The sequence below is a fragment of the Amycolatopsis sp. NPDC004378 genome (assembly GCF_053602455.1).
In genome coordinates, this window is sequence record NZ_JBSGDR010000002.1 from 381,519 (window position 1) to 394,366 (window position 12,848).

The 12,848-nt window shown below is 68.9% G+C and carries 16 protein-coding genes; 4 read left to right on the forward strand and 12 right to left on the reverse strand.

Annotation, left to right across the window (positions count from 1 at the left end; genetic code table 11):
• Positions 1-40: 40 nt before the first annotated feature.
• The 7 genes from ACWEN0_RS09440 to ACWEN0_RS09470 form a co-directional block, all read right to left on the reverse strand.
• The gene (locus ACWEN0_RS09440; protein ID WP_451970821.1) at positions 41-271 is read right to left on the reverse strand and encodes a helix-turn-helix domain-containing protein; all 231 of its coding nucleotides are present in this window, start codon (positions 269-271) and stop codon (positions 41-43) included.
• Positions 268-1,824, reverse strand: coding sequence for a DUF3631 domain-containing protein (locus tag ACWEN0_RS09445; protein WP_451970823.1), 1,557 nt, complete (start codon positions 1,822-1,824; stop codon positions 268-270). The genes ACWEN0_RS09440 and ACWEN0_RS09445 overlap by 4 nt, the downstream gene beginning before the upstream one ends.
• Positions 1,824-2,354 carry a hypothetical protein gene (locus ACWEN0_RS09450; protein ID WP_451970826.1) on the reverse strand — a complete coding sequence of 177 codons (531 nt, stop codon included), beginning with the start codon at positions 2,352-2,354 and terminating at the stop codon, positions 1,824-1,826. The genes ACWEN0_RS09445 and ACWEN0_RS09450 overlap by 1 nt, the downstream gene beginning before the upstream one ends.
• A 27-nt stretch (positions 2,355-2,381) precedes the next feature.
• A complete protein-coding gene (locus ACWEN0_RS09455; RefSeq protein ID WP_451970829.1) occupies positions 2,382-2,666 on the reverse strand; it encodes a hypothetical protein in 285 nt (94 codons plus the stop codon).
• A 139-nt stretch (positions 2,667-2,805) separates the two neighbouring features.
• Positions 2,806-4,977 (reverse strand): cell division protein FtsK, encoded by a 2,172-nt coding sequence (locus ACWEN0_RS09460; RefSeq protein ID WP_451970832.1) that lies wholly within the window; start codon positions 4,975-4,977, stop codon positions 2,806-2,808.
• On the reverse strand, positions 4,977-5,765 hold the full coding sequence (locus tag ACWEN0_RS09465) for an ABC transporter permease (protein WP_451970835.1): 789 nt from the start codon (positions 5,763-5,765) through the stop codon (positions 4,977-4,979). Before ACWEN0_RS09465 ends, ACWEN0_RS09460 begins: the two co-directional genes overlap by 1 nt.
• A 91-nt stretch (positions 5,766-5,856) precedes the next feature.
• Positions 5,857-6,090 (reverse strand): hypothetical protein, encoded by a 234-nt coding sequence (locus tag ACWEN0_RS09470; RefSeq protein WP_451970837.1) that lies wholly within the window; start codon positions 6,088-6,090, stop codon positions 5,857-5,859.
• Between the two features lie 143 nt (positions 6,091-6,233).
• Between ACWEN0_RS09470 and ACWEN0_RS09475 the strand changes: the two genes are divergently transcribed.
• Positions 6,234-6,587, forward strand: coding sequence for a GntR family transcriptional regulator (locus ACWEN0_RS09475; RefSeq protein WP_451970840.1), 354 nt, complete (start codon positions 6,234-6,236; stop codon positions 6,585-6,587).
• Here ACWEN0_RS09475 and ACWEN0_RS09480 read toward each other — a convergent pair.
• Positions 6,584-6,784 carry a hypothetical protein gene (locus ACWEN0_RS09480; RefSeq protein ID WP_451970843.1) on the reverse strand — a complete coding sequence of 67 codons (201 nt, stop codon included), beginning with the start codon at positions 6,782-6,784 and terminating at the stop codon, positions 6,584-6,586. The two genes, ACWEN0_RS09475 and ACWEN0_RS09480, sit on opposite strands and share 4 nt — an antisense overlap.
• A gap of 185 nt (positions 6,785-6,969) precedes the next feature.
• Between ACWEN0_RS09480 and ACWEN0_RS09485 the strand changes: the two genes are divergently transcribed.
• Positions 6,970-8,385, forward strand: coding sequence for a hypothetical protein (locus ACWEN0_RS09485; RefSeq protein ID WP_451970845.1), 1,416 nt, complete (start codon positions 6,970-6,972; stop codon positions 8,383-8,385).
• Here ACWEN0_RS09485 and ACWEN0_RS09490 read toward each other — a convergent pair.
• The 4 genes from ACWEN0_RS09490 to ACWEN0_RS09505 form a co-directional block, all read right to left on the reverse strand.
• Positions 8,344-9,240, reverse strand: a complete 897-nt coding sequence (locus tag ACWEN0_RS09490) for a phosphotransferase family protein (protein ID WP_451970847.1) — start codon at positions 9,238-9,240, stop codon at positions 8,344-8,346. The genes ACWEN0_RS09485 and ACWEN0_RS09490 overlap by 42 nt on opposite strands.
• A 133-nt stretch (positions 9,241-9,373) precedes the next feature.
• Entirely contained in the window at positions 9,374-10,171 is a 798-nt protein-coding gene (locus tag ACWEN0_RS09495; RefSeq protein WP_451970849.1) for a Scr1 family TA system antitoxin-like transcriptional regulator, read from the reverse strand.
• 3 nt (positions 10,172-10,174) lie between these two features.
• Positions 10,175-10,435, reverse strand: coding sequence for a hypothetical protein (locus ACWEN0_RS09500; protein ID WP_451970851.1), 261 nt, complete (start codon positions 10,433-10,435; stop codon positions 10,175-10,177).
• Positions 10,436-10,717: 282 nt separating this feature from the next.
• Positions 10,718-10,930 carry a hypothetical protein gene (locus tag ACWEN0_RS09505; RefSeq protein ID WP_451970854.1) on the reverse strand — a complete coding sequence of 71 codons (213 nt, stop codon included), beginning with the start codon at positions 10,928-10,930 and terminating at the stop codon, positions 10,718-10,720.
• Between the two features lie 133 nt (positions 10,931-11,063).
• Between ACWEN0_RS09505 and ACWEN0_RS09510 the strand changes: the two genes are divergently transcribed.
• Positions 11,064-11,552 (forward strand): NUDIX domain-containing protein, encoded by a 489-nt coding sequence (locus ACWEN0_RS09510; RefSeq protein ID WP_451970857.1) that lies wholly within the window; start codon positions 11,064-11,066, stop codon positions 11,550-11,552.
• A gap of 33 nt (positions 11,553-11,585) precedes the next feature.
• Entirely contained in the window at positions 11,586-12,800 is a 1,215-nt protein-coding gene (locus ACWEN0_RS09515) for a helix-turn-helix domain-containing protein (RefSeq protein ID WP_451970860.1), read from the forward strand.
• The last annotated feature ends 48 nt before the right edge of the window (positions 12,801-12,848 follow it).

Sequence of the window (12,848 nt, forward strand, 5' to 3'; positions counted from 1 at the left end):
CTGACGGCTCTCCGACCAGCGGAGGCCACCATCTCCGCGGCTACGCCGTTTCGTCATAGCTGACCTCCGCTTCCTTCATCAGCAACTCGACGTACTGCTGGATGGCGACGGCCGGTACGAGCCGGGCGCGGCCCTGCTTGACCGATCGCAGGCGCCCCGATCGGAGCTGTTCGTAGATGACCGAGCGGCTCATCGAGAGCAGGCGCATGGCTTCGGTGATCCGGTAGAGGTGCCGTTCGGGCACGGCGACCGGCATGGGCATGGCGTTCATCGATCCCCCTCGGTGTCGAGGTCTGGCTTGGCGGGCGCGACGTCCGCGACCTCCGCGACCGGGCTGGTCAACACGGGTGCGAGCAGCTCTTGGGTGCCGCGACCGTCCGCGACCCCGGTTGCGGAGGTCGCGGCCGAGCCCTGCGTCGCCGCGCTGCCGGATGTGTCGTTGACCTGCGGAGTCGCGGTGGTCGCGGAGGTCGCCCCCGTTGCGAGCGGCGGGAGGTAGCGGCTCCAGGCGTCGGCGAGCCCGCCGTCGCCGTCAATGCGGTAGCCCTTGAGTGTCTTGCCGCTGATTTTGAGGTCCTTCGGCCGGACCAGGTATCGGTCGAGTTCCTTCGCCAGGCGGCGGCTGTCGAGCGGCTTGCCCTGGACGTCGGTCCACGGCCCGTCTTCGATGGCGTGCAGTTCGCGGATCAGCTCGGCGGTGACCATGCGGTCGGTGTTGTCGGCCGCGAAGATCTGCCGGACGTCGGCCAGCAGCCGCACGCCAATCGACGCCGGTTGCGCGGTCGCTTCGAGCACGAAGTGCCGGCACGCCGTGCGCGCGGTCTCCGGCCAGTGCCCGCCGGCCGCGTCGGCGATCGCCAGCAGTGGTCGCCAGATCTCCGAGGCACGGTCCCGCACGCCGTCCGGCCGCTGAGGTCGAGCGCGGCTTACCTCGTCGCCGACCCGACCGACCCACTCCGCCAGCTCGGCGCGCACCGGCGCCGCCTCCCGCTCGACGTCCTCTTCGATGAACTCCTCGACCACTTCGTCGAACCGGCGCTTGCGCATGTGCACGGTGATCGCCCGGGTCGTGATCGTGTCCGGCATCCCGCCGGCGATCCCGGCCAGCGCGACCGGCGCGTACACCGGGAACCGCGTCACGTTCATGCTCTTGGCGTCGCCAACGCACCGCGTCACCGTCGCCGAGCGCTTGTAGCCCGCATTAAGCAGCGCCCGGAGGTCCTCGTTGTTTCCGCCCGTCTTCGGGTTGAAGACTGCGTCGATCTCGTCGAACAGCAGCGTCATCGGTCCGTCGGCGAGCATGCGGAAGATGGCGGCCGGGGTGATGCTGATCGTCATCTCGGGCTTGGCTACGAGGTACTGCGCGACCTCCAGTACGCGCGTCTTGCCGCTCCCCGGTTCCGCCGAGTCGAGGATCAGCCTCGGCGTGACGTAGAGCCGTTCGGCGACGTGGGTGTGGGCGTACCAGAGGGCGAGCGTCGGCGCCGCGTGCTCGTTGGCGAAGGCGGAGAACCGCGACACGAACGTCACGACCGCGTCGAGGACCTCGTGCCCCGGCTTCGCGAAGGCCCCGGCCGGGGCCGGCCCGAGCCACGTGAGCGGCGTGACCGGCTCGGCCTCCGGCAGCTCGCTCGGGTGGGTGCCGCCGTCCTCGGCCGGCATGGCCGCGATGTGGCGGCCGCGCCACACGCGCTGGCAGTTCTCCGAGCAGAAGTCGCCGGACGGCGAGTCTCCGCGCGGCCGGCCGCACTGTTGGCAGTTCGGCGCAGGCTGGCCGGAGATCACGAAGTCGATCACGGACAAGGTGTCGTCGAATCCGGACATCAGGCAGCCACCTCCAGGCACGCGGTCGGTTCGTCGTCGCCTCCGGCCTCGCGATAGCGCCGCCACAGCTCGTCAAGGCGCTCGGTGTCGTCGAGTTGGCTGCGGAGGACGTCCGTGGGCGAGTCGTCTTCGACGGCCTGCACCAGGCGGGCCGCGTGCTCCCGGACGGCGCGGCGGTAGGCGTTCTTCAGCACGACGGTCTTGAGCCAGGCGCCGTAGTACGGCGGCGGCAGGATCGGGCCGTCGGTGTAGGTCTCGACGATCCAGAGGCCGAGGCTGTGCAGGCGGTGCGCTCCGCCGGACCGCGGTTCGGTCGCCGTCCGCTCCCGTGCGTGGTCCAGCACGGCCATCGGGGTCGGTGCGTGCCCTGCGCCGGTCAGCTCGATGACCAACTGGAGAACGCGGGCGGAGATTGGCGACCCGAAGTCGTCGGCGCGCATGCCAGCGAGCAGTCGACGGGCCCCGGTCAGCCGGATCTGCATCACGCAGCCCAGGAACTGACGCTCGGGGTCGAGCAGTGTGGTTTTCATGGGGTGGCCTTTCGATTGGGCTGCGCGTCAGCGGCTGTTGTCGCGGCGGTCGCGGTCGCGGAGATCGCGGTACGACCGGCGGGCGCGGAGGCAGGAGTTGTAGGCGCGGCGGCCGGCGCGGAGCGTGCGGCCGGTGCCGCCGCACCGGCGGCAGAGCCGGATCGCGCGGAGCAGCGGCGAGCGGAAATTGCCGAAGCCCCGGCAGGAGCGGCACGGCTTGTACGGGTAGACCGCGCACGACCAGGAGTAGCCGAGAGTGACGATCGCGAGAATGAGCAGGAGCAGGACGGTCGGGTTGCTGAGGGGGTTCAACGGAGCCCTCCGGGGCTGTTTTTGGCCGCATTCGACCCGCGCCTCTAGGTGCTAGGGCGCTGATCAGCGGTGTTGTGGTGGTCTAGGGAGGGCTCTAGGTCTAGAGGGACGAGGCTCTAGACCTAGAGCCCTGCGGGAGCTATCCGCTCTTGCGGTTCCGATTACGCTCGGTCAGCGCGTCGGCGATCCATTCGCGCTTGACGCCCATCCGGTTGGCGCCCTTGCCGGTGTCGGCGTCGTTGCCCCACACCTGCTTGGTGGTGATCCCGAGCGGCTTCAGCGCGGTGGAGAGCTGGGTTGCCTTCGCCGCGCCGGTCGGTAGCTCGGCCCACGGGCCGTAGACCGCCGGCCGCAGCTCGGCGAGCCGGTCGACGATGCGTTCCGACCATGCCTTCTCGGCGTCGCCGATCGCGGTCAGCACGTCGGCGAGCAGGGTGCTCGTGTCCTCGTCCTCTTCGGGTGTGAGGTCGAGGCCAGCGGCGTAGCCAGTCAGCCGTCCGGCCGCCAGTCGCGCTGTTCGTGCGCGGGCCGCGAGATTCTCCGCGTCCGGGCCGTCGATGTACACGCCGCGGGTGATGCGTGGCTCGTCGCCTTCGCCGGCCAGGTACCCGATGCCCTTGTCCCGAAAGGAAAACGTCGTGGCCCGGATGCCGTTGCGGTACGACGAGGTGCCGAGCACCATGTCGTTGGCCTGCTGGCCGGTGACCTTGAGGCAGAACCGCATCACCGCGTTGTCGCTGATCGCCGTCGGGATGCTCTTCGCGTCCGGCCGCTGCGTCGCCAGGATGATCACGATCCCCAGTGCCGGGCCGCGCTTCACGAGGTCGGTGCAGACCTCCTCGATCTCCGCGCCGTACTCCGGGTGCTCGAACCACTTCTGACACTCGTCGACACCGATCACGATCGGGTGCAGGCCGAGCGACTTCTTGCCGGCCAGTTCCGGCGTGACCTTGTTCTCCGGGCACAGGTCCTTCGGCAGTTCCCGGATCACCTTCGCGCGCCGCCGCAGCTCGTCGGCGAGCGCCCGCAAGTCGGCGACGGCGTACGCGACGTCCTCCGGCTCGTCGCCGGCGCGGTACCGGTGCGACACCGGCGCCAGCGGCGAGAGGTCGCCGGTTCCCTTGAGGTCGAACGAGTGCAGCTCGGCCCGCGGGTCCAGCGCGGCGATCAGCAGCAGCTCTCGCAGCGTGAACGTCTTGCCCATCCGCGGGATCGCGCCGATGACCATCGAGATGAACATCAGGGTGACGTCCACCCACCGGCCGCGCTGGTCGGTACCGAACGGCTGCGGCTTGAACAGGTCGACGGTGCCGGGCTTCCGCAGCGGCCAGGCGGCCTGTCGCGCCTTGGACAGATCCTGGTCACCGACCCACAGGACCATCCGCCCGGGGTGAACCTCGGCGTTGCCCTCCGGCCAGACGCAACCGAGGGGACGACCGAGGCCGGACGCGAGCTTCGCGCGCCGCTCGACCACTTCGGACACCGTGACGCCCGGCGGAAGGTCCACGTCGGCGCGCCAGCCGGGGCCGTCGCGGGTGATCGGCGCCGTGAACCCGATTGCGTTCGGGTTCTTGGTGAGGGCCTGGTTGATGCCCGCGATGCCGAGCACCGACAGCGCCTGAACGACGTTGTCACTCGTGAGCTTCTGCACCTGCGTGGACAGGACGGCGCGAGACGACACCACCGGGTTGTCCCGGGTGGACCCGAGCTTTCCGAGCAGTCCTACCGCGATGGCGCCGCAGGCCCAGATCACCCACTCCGGCAGGACGTTGGGCAGCGTGAACACCAGGACCAGGCCGACCGTCGACACGAGACCGAGCTGGATTAGGCGGAGGACGACTCGCCGGTCTCGCTGCTGCGACAGCTTCAGGTAGAGGTCGGCCTTGTCGGCCGTGGCCGTCTCCGAGCGGGCCGGACGCCCCTCGGCGTCGGTCACGTATCGGCCGGTTGCCGCCAGCAGGAGGAGAAGGCCACGAGGGGAGCGCACCGCGAGCCGAAGCGCGTAGAGCGGTGACCGGGCCGCGTGGTAGCCGGCCTTGTGCGCGTAGTGCTTCCCCACCCACTTCGCGGCGTCCTTCGCGTCGGCCGTCGACTTGAGGTAGCCGGGGATGATCGCCTGGCGGTTCTGCGAGCGGAGGCGATCCAGCCAGGACGAACCGTCCGTGACCGGGCGATCCACCGGGACGGCCGGCGACTGCTCCGTGGCCTCCTCGCCGAGCTCGGCGTCGATGACGAACGGGTCGGCCTCCCCAGAAGCCGTGCCGGGGAACGCGATCACGCGGCCGCCGTCCGGTTCGTTGGTGGTGCTCATCAGTCGTTCACCTCCTGGTCGGTGGTGTCGCGTACGAGGTGTGCGAGGGCCGCGCCGCAGCCGAGGACGACCACCGGCAGGCAGGAGACGAGCGTGGTCACCGGCCAGGGAGCGCGTTCGACGTCCGCGGCGGACATCAGGTGGTAGGCGACCTGACCGACCATCCCGAGGACGAGCGAGCCCAGGGCCGACCACTTCGCGAAGCTGCGAACCCGGTGGGTCCGGGTCGCCGGGGACAGCCAGACCCGCAGGGCGAACGCCGCGTAGGTCTCGACCCCGATGGGGAGCGTGATCGCTGAGTTGATCGTCAGGTGGTCCCAGATTCCCGGCAGGAGCTGGATCGGGCCGAACCCGGTCAGCCTGCCGAGACCGACCCAGCCGCTCCAGACGGCGACGAACGCCGGCAGGGCCAGGAGGAGCACCGGCCAGAGCTTGATCCGCCGCATCTTCTCCGGCGTCACGCCCGGGTCTGCGGTGACGGTGAACTGCGGCTCTGGGTCATCCGAGGCCGGTTCTGCCGGAATCTCGGACTCCTGATCCGAGCCCTCGACCTCGGCGGGTTCCGTAACCGCGTGCAACTTCCGCACGGGCTTGGTGTCGGCCTCCTCGTTCAGCGCGGCGAGGATGGCGCGGGCTTTCGGCGCACCCACCTTGAACTCGGTCATGATCCGGTTCCGGGAGGGGCACTCGCCCAGGTCCGCGGCGAACTCACGGACGCGGGGCAGCAGGTCGGTGACCGAAGGCGGGTACGCGCTTCGGGTGTTCGTGGGCGTGTCGAGCCCTACCATGGGTGTTCTCCTGACTGGCTTGGAAGTGGTTGGGAGAAGCCCGGTCCGGCGGGTGGTTCTTGGCGGTTCCGTGCGCCGGGCCGGGGCGGCTTCAAGCGGCCGCGCCGGGGCTGTCCGACCGGCCCCGGAGGGCCGAGCTGACGTTCTGGCGGCTGATGCGCCGGACGTGTCGATGCGTCGCGGCCCGGTCCGTGCTCGGCGCCGGGCTGGTGCTCGCCGCTTCCTGGTCGTGAGCAGTCAGAAAGAACTCGGCGATCATCGCGTCGATGTCCGGCTCGGTCAGTCCGTCCGGCGCGTAGCTGGGCAAAGGAACGAGGTCATCCATTGGTGTGAACTCCAACGACTTGTAGGTCTCCCGCTCGGGAGCGGCCGGTGTCGGCCGGAACTCAACGTAAGTCCTGTCTATTAACTCTGTCAACTGACATGGGAGAACTGACTTAGCCAACTGACTTGGCCTACGCTGGTGGTATGGCATCCCTGAACCCGGACGACCCGCGTGCGCCGTTCTTGCAAGTAGCCGGTGGTCTCCGGGCCGCGATCCTGTCGGGGGAGTACGCCCCCGGGGCGCAGCTGCCGACCTACCAGGAACTGGCCGATTCCTGGGGGGTGGCGGTGAACACGGCCAAGAGCGCCGTTGCCCACCTCAGGGAAGAGGGCCTGGTGGTGATCCGGCACGGCAAGGGCTCGTTCGTCCGTACCCAGCCGGTCGAAGGTGACTCCGTGACTCGTCCTGAGGCCTCAGGGGACGAGCGGGTCTGGCAGGCCATTGCCGAGATCAGGAAGCGTCTCGGCGAGATCGAGCGGAAGCTGGGAGAGAACTAGCCGAACAGGGCGCGGAGGAACGTCACGACACCGTCGATCACGGCACCGATGCCGTGCGCGGCTCCGCTGGCCCAGCTCGCCGAGTCGGCCGGGTACTTGACGATCAGCACGATGATCGCGAGTCCGACGATCAGGCCGATCGCCTTGCCGACCAGGCCGCCCCCGCTCTTCATAACCGGGAAGTTGTTCTTCGCCATCGCGGTCCCCTTTCGTTCTGCGACGGGCCTGGAGGCCGGTCCGGATCGGGGTTTTCGATCCGGCGTTGTCGCTGATGAACTCAGGAAACCGCGCAGGGGTGGGGGTGCAGCAGTGTGCACGCGGGGGTGCATTTCTGCACGTGGGGGGTGCACGGGGGGTGCTTTAATGACCTTCGGAGGTACCGGTGGTCGACAAGGGGAAGCAGCCGAACGCACTTCTAGCTGCGGTTATGCGACAGGCGGGGGCGACTAATAAGGGCTTCGCTCGCCGTGTGCGCGAGCGCAGCCTGAGAGACGGCGGCGAGCTTGTCAGTGCGGACCACGTGTCGGTCAAGCGCTGGCTCGACGGCACGAAGCCGCACCCGCGCACCTGCCAGCTGATCGCCGGCGTTCTCGGCGAGCTGCTCGGCCGTCCAGTCGGCCTGGATGAGATCGGCTTCGCCGCCGCTGCCGAGACCACATCGGATGACGTCGGCCTGGAGTACCCGGAGGAGATCGCACACAGCCTGGTCGCGCTAGGCGCGATCACCGAACTCGAGCTGCGGACGCCGAAGCGGGTCGGCCCGCTGGCCGTCGTACCGGAGGCATGGAGCGGCCTGCTGGTCCGGTGGCTGACCGACTCCGACGACGAAGGATCGCGGCCGCCATCCGAGCCGCGCTCGATCACCCTTGTGGACGTCGAGGCGGTTCGCGAGGCAACCGCGATGTTCAGCAGCTTCGACTACAAGTACGGCGGGGGCCGGCCGAAGTCGCTCGTCGCCTCGTTCCTCGACCAGGAGATCTTGCCGAACATCAAGCACGTGTCCCCGCAAGACCCAGTCGGTCGGGAGTACTTCCGGGAGGTCGCTGCCCTGACGCGGCTCGCCGGCTGGACGGCCTACGACACGGGTGCACACGGACTCGCGCAGCGGTACCTCACGCAGGCGTTCCGCTTGGCGAAGGCGGCCGGCGACAAAGCGCTGTGCGGCCGAATCCTCGCGGGCATGTCGCACCAGGCGAACTTCCTCGGGCACTTCCAGCGAGCGGTCGACCTGGCACGAGCGGCGTACAAGGGCGCGAACGGCTACGCCACTCCGACCACGATGGCACTGTTCCACGCGATGGAAGCGAGGGCGCTGGCGTCGCTCGGCAGGGCAGAGGACGTCACGGCCGCGCTGCTCACGGCTGAACGGTGGCACTGCCAGGGCATCCGGGAGAACGACCCCGAGTGGATCCACTACTTCGACGAAGCCGAGCTACACGCCGAGTTCGCGCACTGCTTCCGCGACATCGGGAACGCCGACCTGGCGAACCACCACGCGGCCGCGTCGATCGCTGCCTCGGAGTCGACCTACGTCCGTAGCCTCTCGTTCTGCCGGACCGTGCTGGCCACGTCCCACCTGCAAGGCGGGAACCTCGAAGAGGCGTTGGACGTGGCTAGGTCGGTCGTCGAGACCGCGGCGAAGCTGAAGTCGTTCCGGGTGATCTCGTACCTCGACGACTTCCGCGGACGGCTGGGCGGGCATGCCGGCGACCCGTTGGTGAAGGAATTCCTCGACTTTGCCAACCTCCACCTACCGTCAGAAAACCTTCCAGTGTCGGGGCGCCTGGTCGTCGCGTAGGTCGCTGATCCGCTTCTCGACCTCGGCTTTGACCTCGGCGGACTCGTCGACGGTCTGCGAAAGCCACATGGTCATGTTCAGCTCGCGGGTAGCCCTGACCACGGGGAACCCGTCCCAGCTGATCGGATCGAACCCGTACGCCTCGGTGTACGAGTCGTACTCGGCCTCGGATGCCCAGCCGAACGCCTGGTGTCGGACCGAAAGCACGGCCGCGTCCCACTCGCGTGGCCCAAAGGCGAAGTCCTCGAAGTCGATCAGGTTCAGCGTCCCGTCCGGGGCGCGCATGACGTTCCCAGGGTGCGCGTCGCCGTGCACGGGGCCAGCGGGAAGCGGGAACTCAAGGGCTTGGAACTTCTCGGAGAGTTCCTCGTACCGCTCGCGTAGGAAGTCGAGGTCAGCCTCGGGGAGCTTGCCCTTCAGGGCTTGCAGCCGCGGTTCAACCTTCGGCATCGGGGAGAACGCCGGCAGGCGGAAGTCCTTCGGATGGGGGAGAGCGTGGAGGTCGTGAAGCAGCTTCCCGAACTCCGCCGGCGTGATCGGGGTGTCGTCCTCTTCGAGGCAGTTCCAGAAGGTGACGGGTAACCCGTCCTCGATAAACGGCTGTTCGGCCCCGAGTAGCGACGTGGCAGCGGGGAAGGCGTTCTCTGCGAGCCAGCCGGCGACGAGCACTTCTTTCGTCGCCGCGGGTATCGAGCGTCCGACGCGGACGACGGCCGAGCTGTCGGCCAGGCGAAAGATGGCATTCTCCCCGAACCGGACCCGCTTCGCGCCGGCCGCGTCGAGCCCGGCGAAGGCACACGCCGCCTCGAAGACGGCTTGTGTCCGCTCTGACGTGAAGGCCTTCGTCGTGGTCATCAGACTCCTCTATCGGGGTGCCTCAGCCAGGCTAGAGCTTCGGCGGGAACGTGTGCGCGGCGAATGACGCGTGGGTGGAACCCGGCCAGCGCGCCGCCCGGAGGGAGGTCAGGACGCGCCGGCCGGGAGCTGGTTAAAGCCATCCGGTGTCGGTGGCGTGGCGCTGTAGCGCCTTAGCGGTCTTCCTGTAGGCCGTCACGGTGTCTTCGTGCGTGATGAAGACGGCTCCGCGGTGGTGCGGCACGGCGACCGTGAAGGCACCAGCACGGTTCTCGTACAGGGTGAATCGCTCGACCAGGCCGGGCGGGCACTCGACTGCTGGAACGAGACGGACGGACATACGCGGATGGCGTGTCAGAGCGATCACCGCGTCGAGCTGGGCGCGGAACTCGTCCGCCGAGCCGAAATCGGAACGAGTAGCGGCCTCGCCGATCAGGTAGGTGCGTCGCGGCTCCCTGCCCGTCGGCGAAGTGAGTTCCTGGACCGTCTGGGCGAGCGATCGGCGGCCGGCGTGAGAGCTGGGCTCGACCAGGCCCGTGGCCCGCAGCGTGCGGGCGTACTCGATGGTCTGCAAGGCCTCCGGAATCAGGGTCGGTGACCACTCGAAGACGTGCGTTGACCGCTGCTCATACGTCGTCCGCAGGAGGTCTTCAGCGCGCCCGGCGTGGTCGATTAAGTCTCGTTCGTGGGCGCGGCGGGCGAGGTCGACGAGCTGATCGCACACGGCAGTCGGCGAGCGTAGGACGCCGAGGATGTGCGCCACGGTCGTGTCCGGCGGTATGCGTTTGCCAAGTTCGTAACTCGACAGCACTCCCGGGTGAAGGTTGATCATGTCGGCGAGCCGGCGGAGGCCGACGCCACGGCGGGTACGGGCATCGCGGAGGCCGTCTGCGAGCGCGATGAGGGCAGGTCGGGGTGCAGCGTCGGTCACGGTTCAACCCGCTCCGTTCAGTCGTTGAGTGTCTTCGCTCGGTACGTCCAGCAGACTCACCAGATCGGCGTCGACGCCGTCCAACTCGCCGGCGCGCCGGGCCAGTGCGGCGCCGACCTGCGCCAGCTGACGGGCGAGTGTGCGCAACGCCGCCGCATAGCGCGCGTCGTTGGGCTGGAGGGTCAGCAGCTCGACCGTCACGCTCCCGATGCTGGAGTTCATCTTCGAGAGGCCGGCCAGCAGTTCGCGATCACGCGCGTGCACGCGGCACCTCGATTCGCCGGTGCTCGTTCTGGCTCGCGCAGACAGGGCAGACCCGGCCAGGTTTCGGGATCACCCGACCGCGGCTAACGCTCGGGCGGTCGTGCTCCAGCGGAAACGGATCGTTGATCAAGCACCAGGGCAGCAGCAGGACAAGGCGCGGGTTCGCCATCTCCGAGTGCAGGTACAGGTGAGCCCAGCCGTCGCCGTCGGTGAACTCGTGCCACTCCCAGAAGTCACGCCGAGGGCTGGGCGGACGCCGGACAGGGCGGTCATCCAACGCGGTCACCGAAGCCCTCGCTCGATCTCGAACGCCCGAAGCGCGGTGGCGGCCTGCTCCCAGTCGGCATCGGTCATGTCCGCGTGCGTCTTCGGGTGATGCGCCGTACTCCAGTCGATCTCGTTGAGCCGCTGGCCGCTGGTGTTGAACAGCGAGGCGCCGCACCAGAACGTCGGCCGGTCCTTGCGCCCGGTCGAGCCCCCGTCTTGTGCCGTCACCTGATCAACTGTCGTCGAATCCGGACACTTAAAACACAGCTGGTAACCATGATTTCGGCAGTTCAACGCCTATGAACTAGGCGTGAAAGGCATAGATCAGCGGGACGACGCTCGCCGCCGGTAGCCTCGCCTCGTGGACTTGCTCCCCTTCGACGAGTACGTGCGCTCGCTCAACCGCAAGCGCATGTCCGCCGGCGTCCTCTTTCGCGACGAGGCCGACCGTGTGTTGTTCGTCGAGCCGTCGTACAAGCCGCACTGGGACATCCCGGGCGGTGCGTGCGAGGAGGGCGAGCCGCCCTGGCGCACGGCGGCCCGGGAGGTCGCGGAAGAGGTCGGCATCGATCGGCCGCTCGGCAACCTGCTGGTGATCGACTACATCCCGGACGACTTGCGCATGCCAGAGGGGATGGCGTACGTCTTCGACGGCGGGCTGGTCGCCGAGGCCGAGATCAAGGCCTTGAAGATCACGGACCCCGAGATCCTGTCGGTGGAGCTGCTGCCGCTCGACACTGCGGCATCGCGCCTGAAGCCGATCCTCGCGCGCCGGATTGCGGTTGCCCTCGACGCTGCGCGCGCCGGTGAGCTGCTGATATGTGAGGACGGCAGGCGCATAGCGCAGTAGTCTGGTTACTGCGTGCACACAGCCGGAGGACGGATGACCGCTCACAACCCGCTCGCCGAGAACCTGACGCGCATCCGCAAAGCCCGCGACTTCTCGCAAGAGGGCCTGGCCGAGGCTGCCTCGGTCGGTGTCGACACAGTGGCGCGCATCGAGCAGGGCACTCGAACGACCAGCCGCCCGGCCACACTCCGCAAGCTCGCGGCCGCGCTCGGCGTCCCCGTCGATGCGCTGCTCGGCACACTGCCGGCCCCGCACTCCCGCGATGTCGATGTGGCTCCGCTCCGCCGGGCGATCACCGCGGATGCCTCCATTCCCGGTCTTGACGACCTGGCCGACACCCGCGAGCTGCTGCCGTTACCAGAACTCACAGCCAGCGCGCACGCCGCCTGGCGGGCGTATGTCGACGGGCGTCACGCCGAGCTGCTGCACGCGCTGCCGGTCGTCCTGGCCGACGCCCGCCGAGGCGTCCGCGACACCCGCGACGAGAAGCGCGCCGGCGCGCACCGCGTCCTGTCGACCGCGTACCGGCTCGGCGCCGGCATCGCGGGTCGACTCGGCTTCGACGACTTGGCGTACACCTCCGCTGCTCGGGCGATAGAGGCCGCGGCCGAGTCGGACGCTCCCGAGGTCGAGGCCGCAATTTCACTGCGCTACTTGGCGTGGACGCTGGTCCGCCAGGGGCGTGCCGAGGACGCTGAGCGCGTCGCTACCCAGGCCGCGGCCGCGATCGAACCGCGCATGCTGGACCGCGACCCGGTCCGCGCCGGCGTGTTCGGCAACCTGCTGTTCAACGCCGCAACCGCGGCACTCCGTACTGGGAGCGCTGGCCGCGCCGAGGACCTCCTTGCCGCGGCTCACGCTGCTGCGATCCGGTCACGCGGCGACACAGCTTCGGAGGCTGCGATCTTCGGGCCGCGCGTGGCCGCTCTGCAGAACGTCGAGCTTGCCGCGCGGGCGGGCGACCCCGAACAGGCGCTCCGCCTGGCGGCCGCCGTGCCGGACACGACAGGAGACGTCCCGGCGTTCTGGGAGGCCGGCCACCGGTTGCTGCTCGCTGCGGCGGCGGCCGACCTCCGCCACGATCGGGATGCGCTGGCTTGGCTCGCCGAGGCACGCGACCTTGCGCCCGACTGGGTCCGCTACCAGCCGCTCGGTAAGACCACGATGCGTCGTCTTGTCGATCGAGCTACTCGACGCCAAGGTTCGGAGTTCGCCGCGCTCGCGAGTCACTACGGCGTGGTTGAGTAGACAACCGCTTAGGACCATACGATCGGTCGTATCGACACTCCTCGGTGC

What these genes read in the sequence shown, in the direction of transcription:
- ACWEN0_RS09515 (WP_451970860.1), top strand. Translation starts at nt 11,586, where the DNA reads ATGACCGCTCACAACCCGCTCGCCGAGAACCTGACGCGCATCCGCAAA.
- ACWEN0_RS09470 (WP_451970837.1), bottom strand. Translation starts at nt 6,090, where the DNA reads ATGGATGACCTCGTTCCTTTGCCCAGCTACGCGCCGGACGGACTGACC.
- ACWEN0_RS09460 (WP_451970832.1), bottom strand. Translation starts at nt 4,977, where the DNA reads ATGAGCACCACCAACGAACCGGACGGCGGCCGCGTGATCGCGTTCCCC.
- ACWEN0_RS09475 (WP_451970840.1), top strand. Translation starts at nt 6,234, where the DNA reads ATGGCATCCCTGAACCCGGACGACCCGCGTGCGCCGTTCTTGCAAGTA.
- ACWEN0_RS09440 (WP_451970821.1), bottom strand. Translation starts at nt 271, where the DNA reads ATGAACGCCATGCCCATGCCGGTCGCCGTGCCCGAACGGCACCTCTAC.
- ACWEN0_RS09490 (WP_451970847.1), bottom strand. Translation starts at nt 9,240, where the DNA reads ATGACCACGACGAAGGCCTTCACGTCAGAGCGGACACAAGCCGTCTTC.
- ACWEN0_RS09445 (WP_451970823.1), bottom strand. Translation starts at nt 1,824, where the DNA reads ATGTCCGGATTCGACGACACCTTGTCCGTGATCGACTTCGTGATCTCC.
- ACWEN0_RS09450 (WP_451970826.1), bottom strand. Translation starts at nt 2,354, where the DNA reads ATGAAAACCACACTGCTCGACCCCGAGCGTCAGTTCCTGGGCTGCGTG.
- ACWEN0_RS09465 (WP_451970835.1), bottom strand. Translation starts at nt 5,765, where the DNA reads ATGGTAGGGCTCGACACGCCCACGAACACCCGAAGCGCGTACCCGCCT.
- ACWEN0_RS09480 (WP_451970843.1), bottom strand. Translation starts at nt 6,784, where the DNA reads ATGGCGAAGAACAACTTCCCGGTTATGAAGAGCGGGGGCGGCCTGGTC.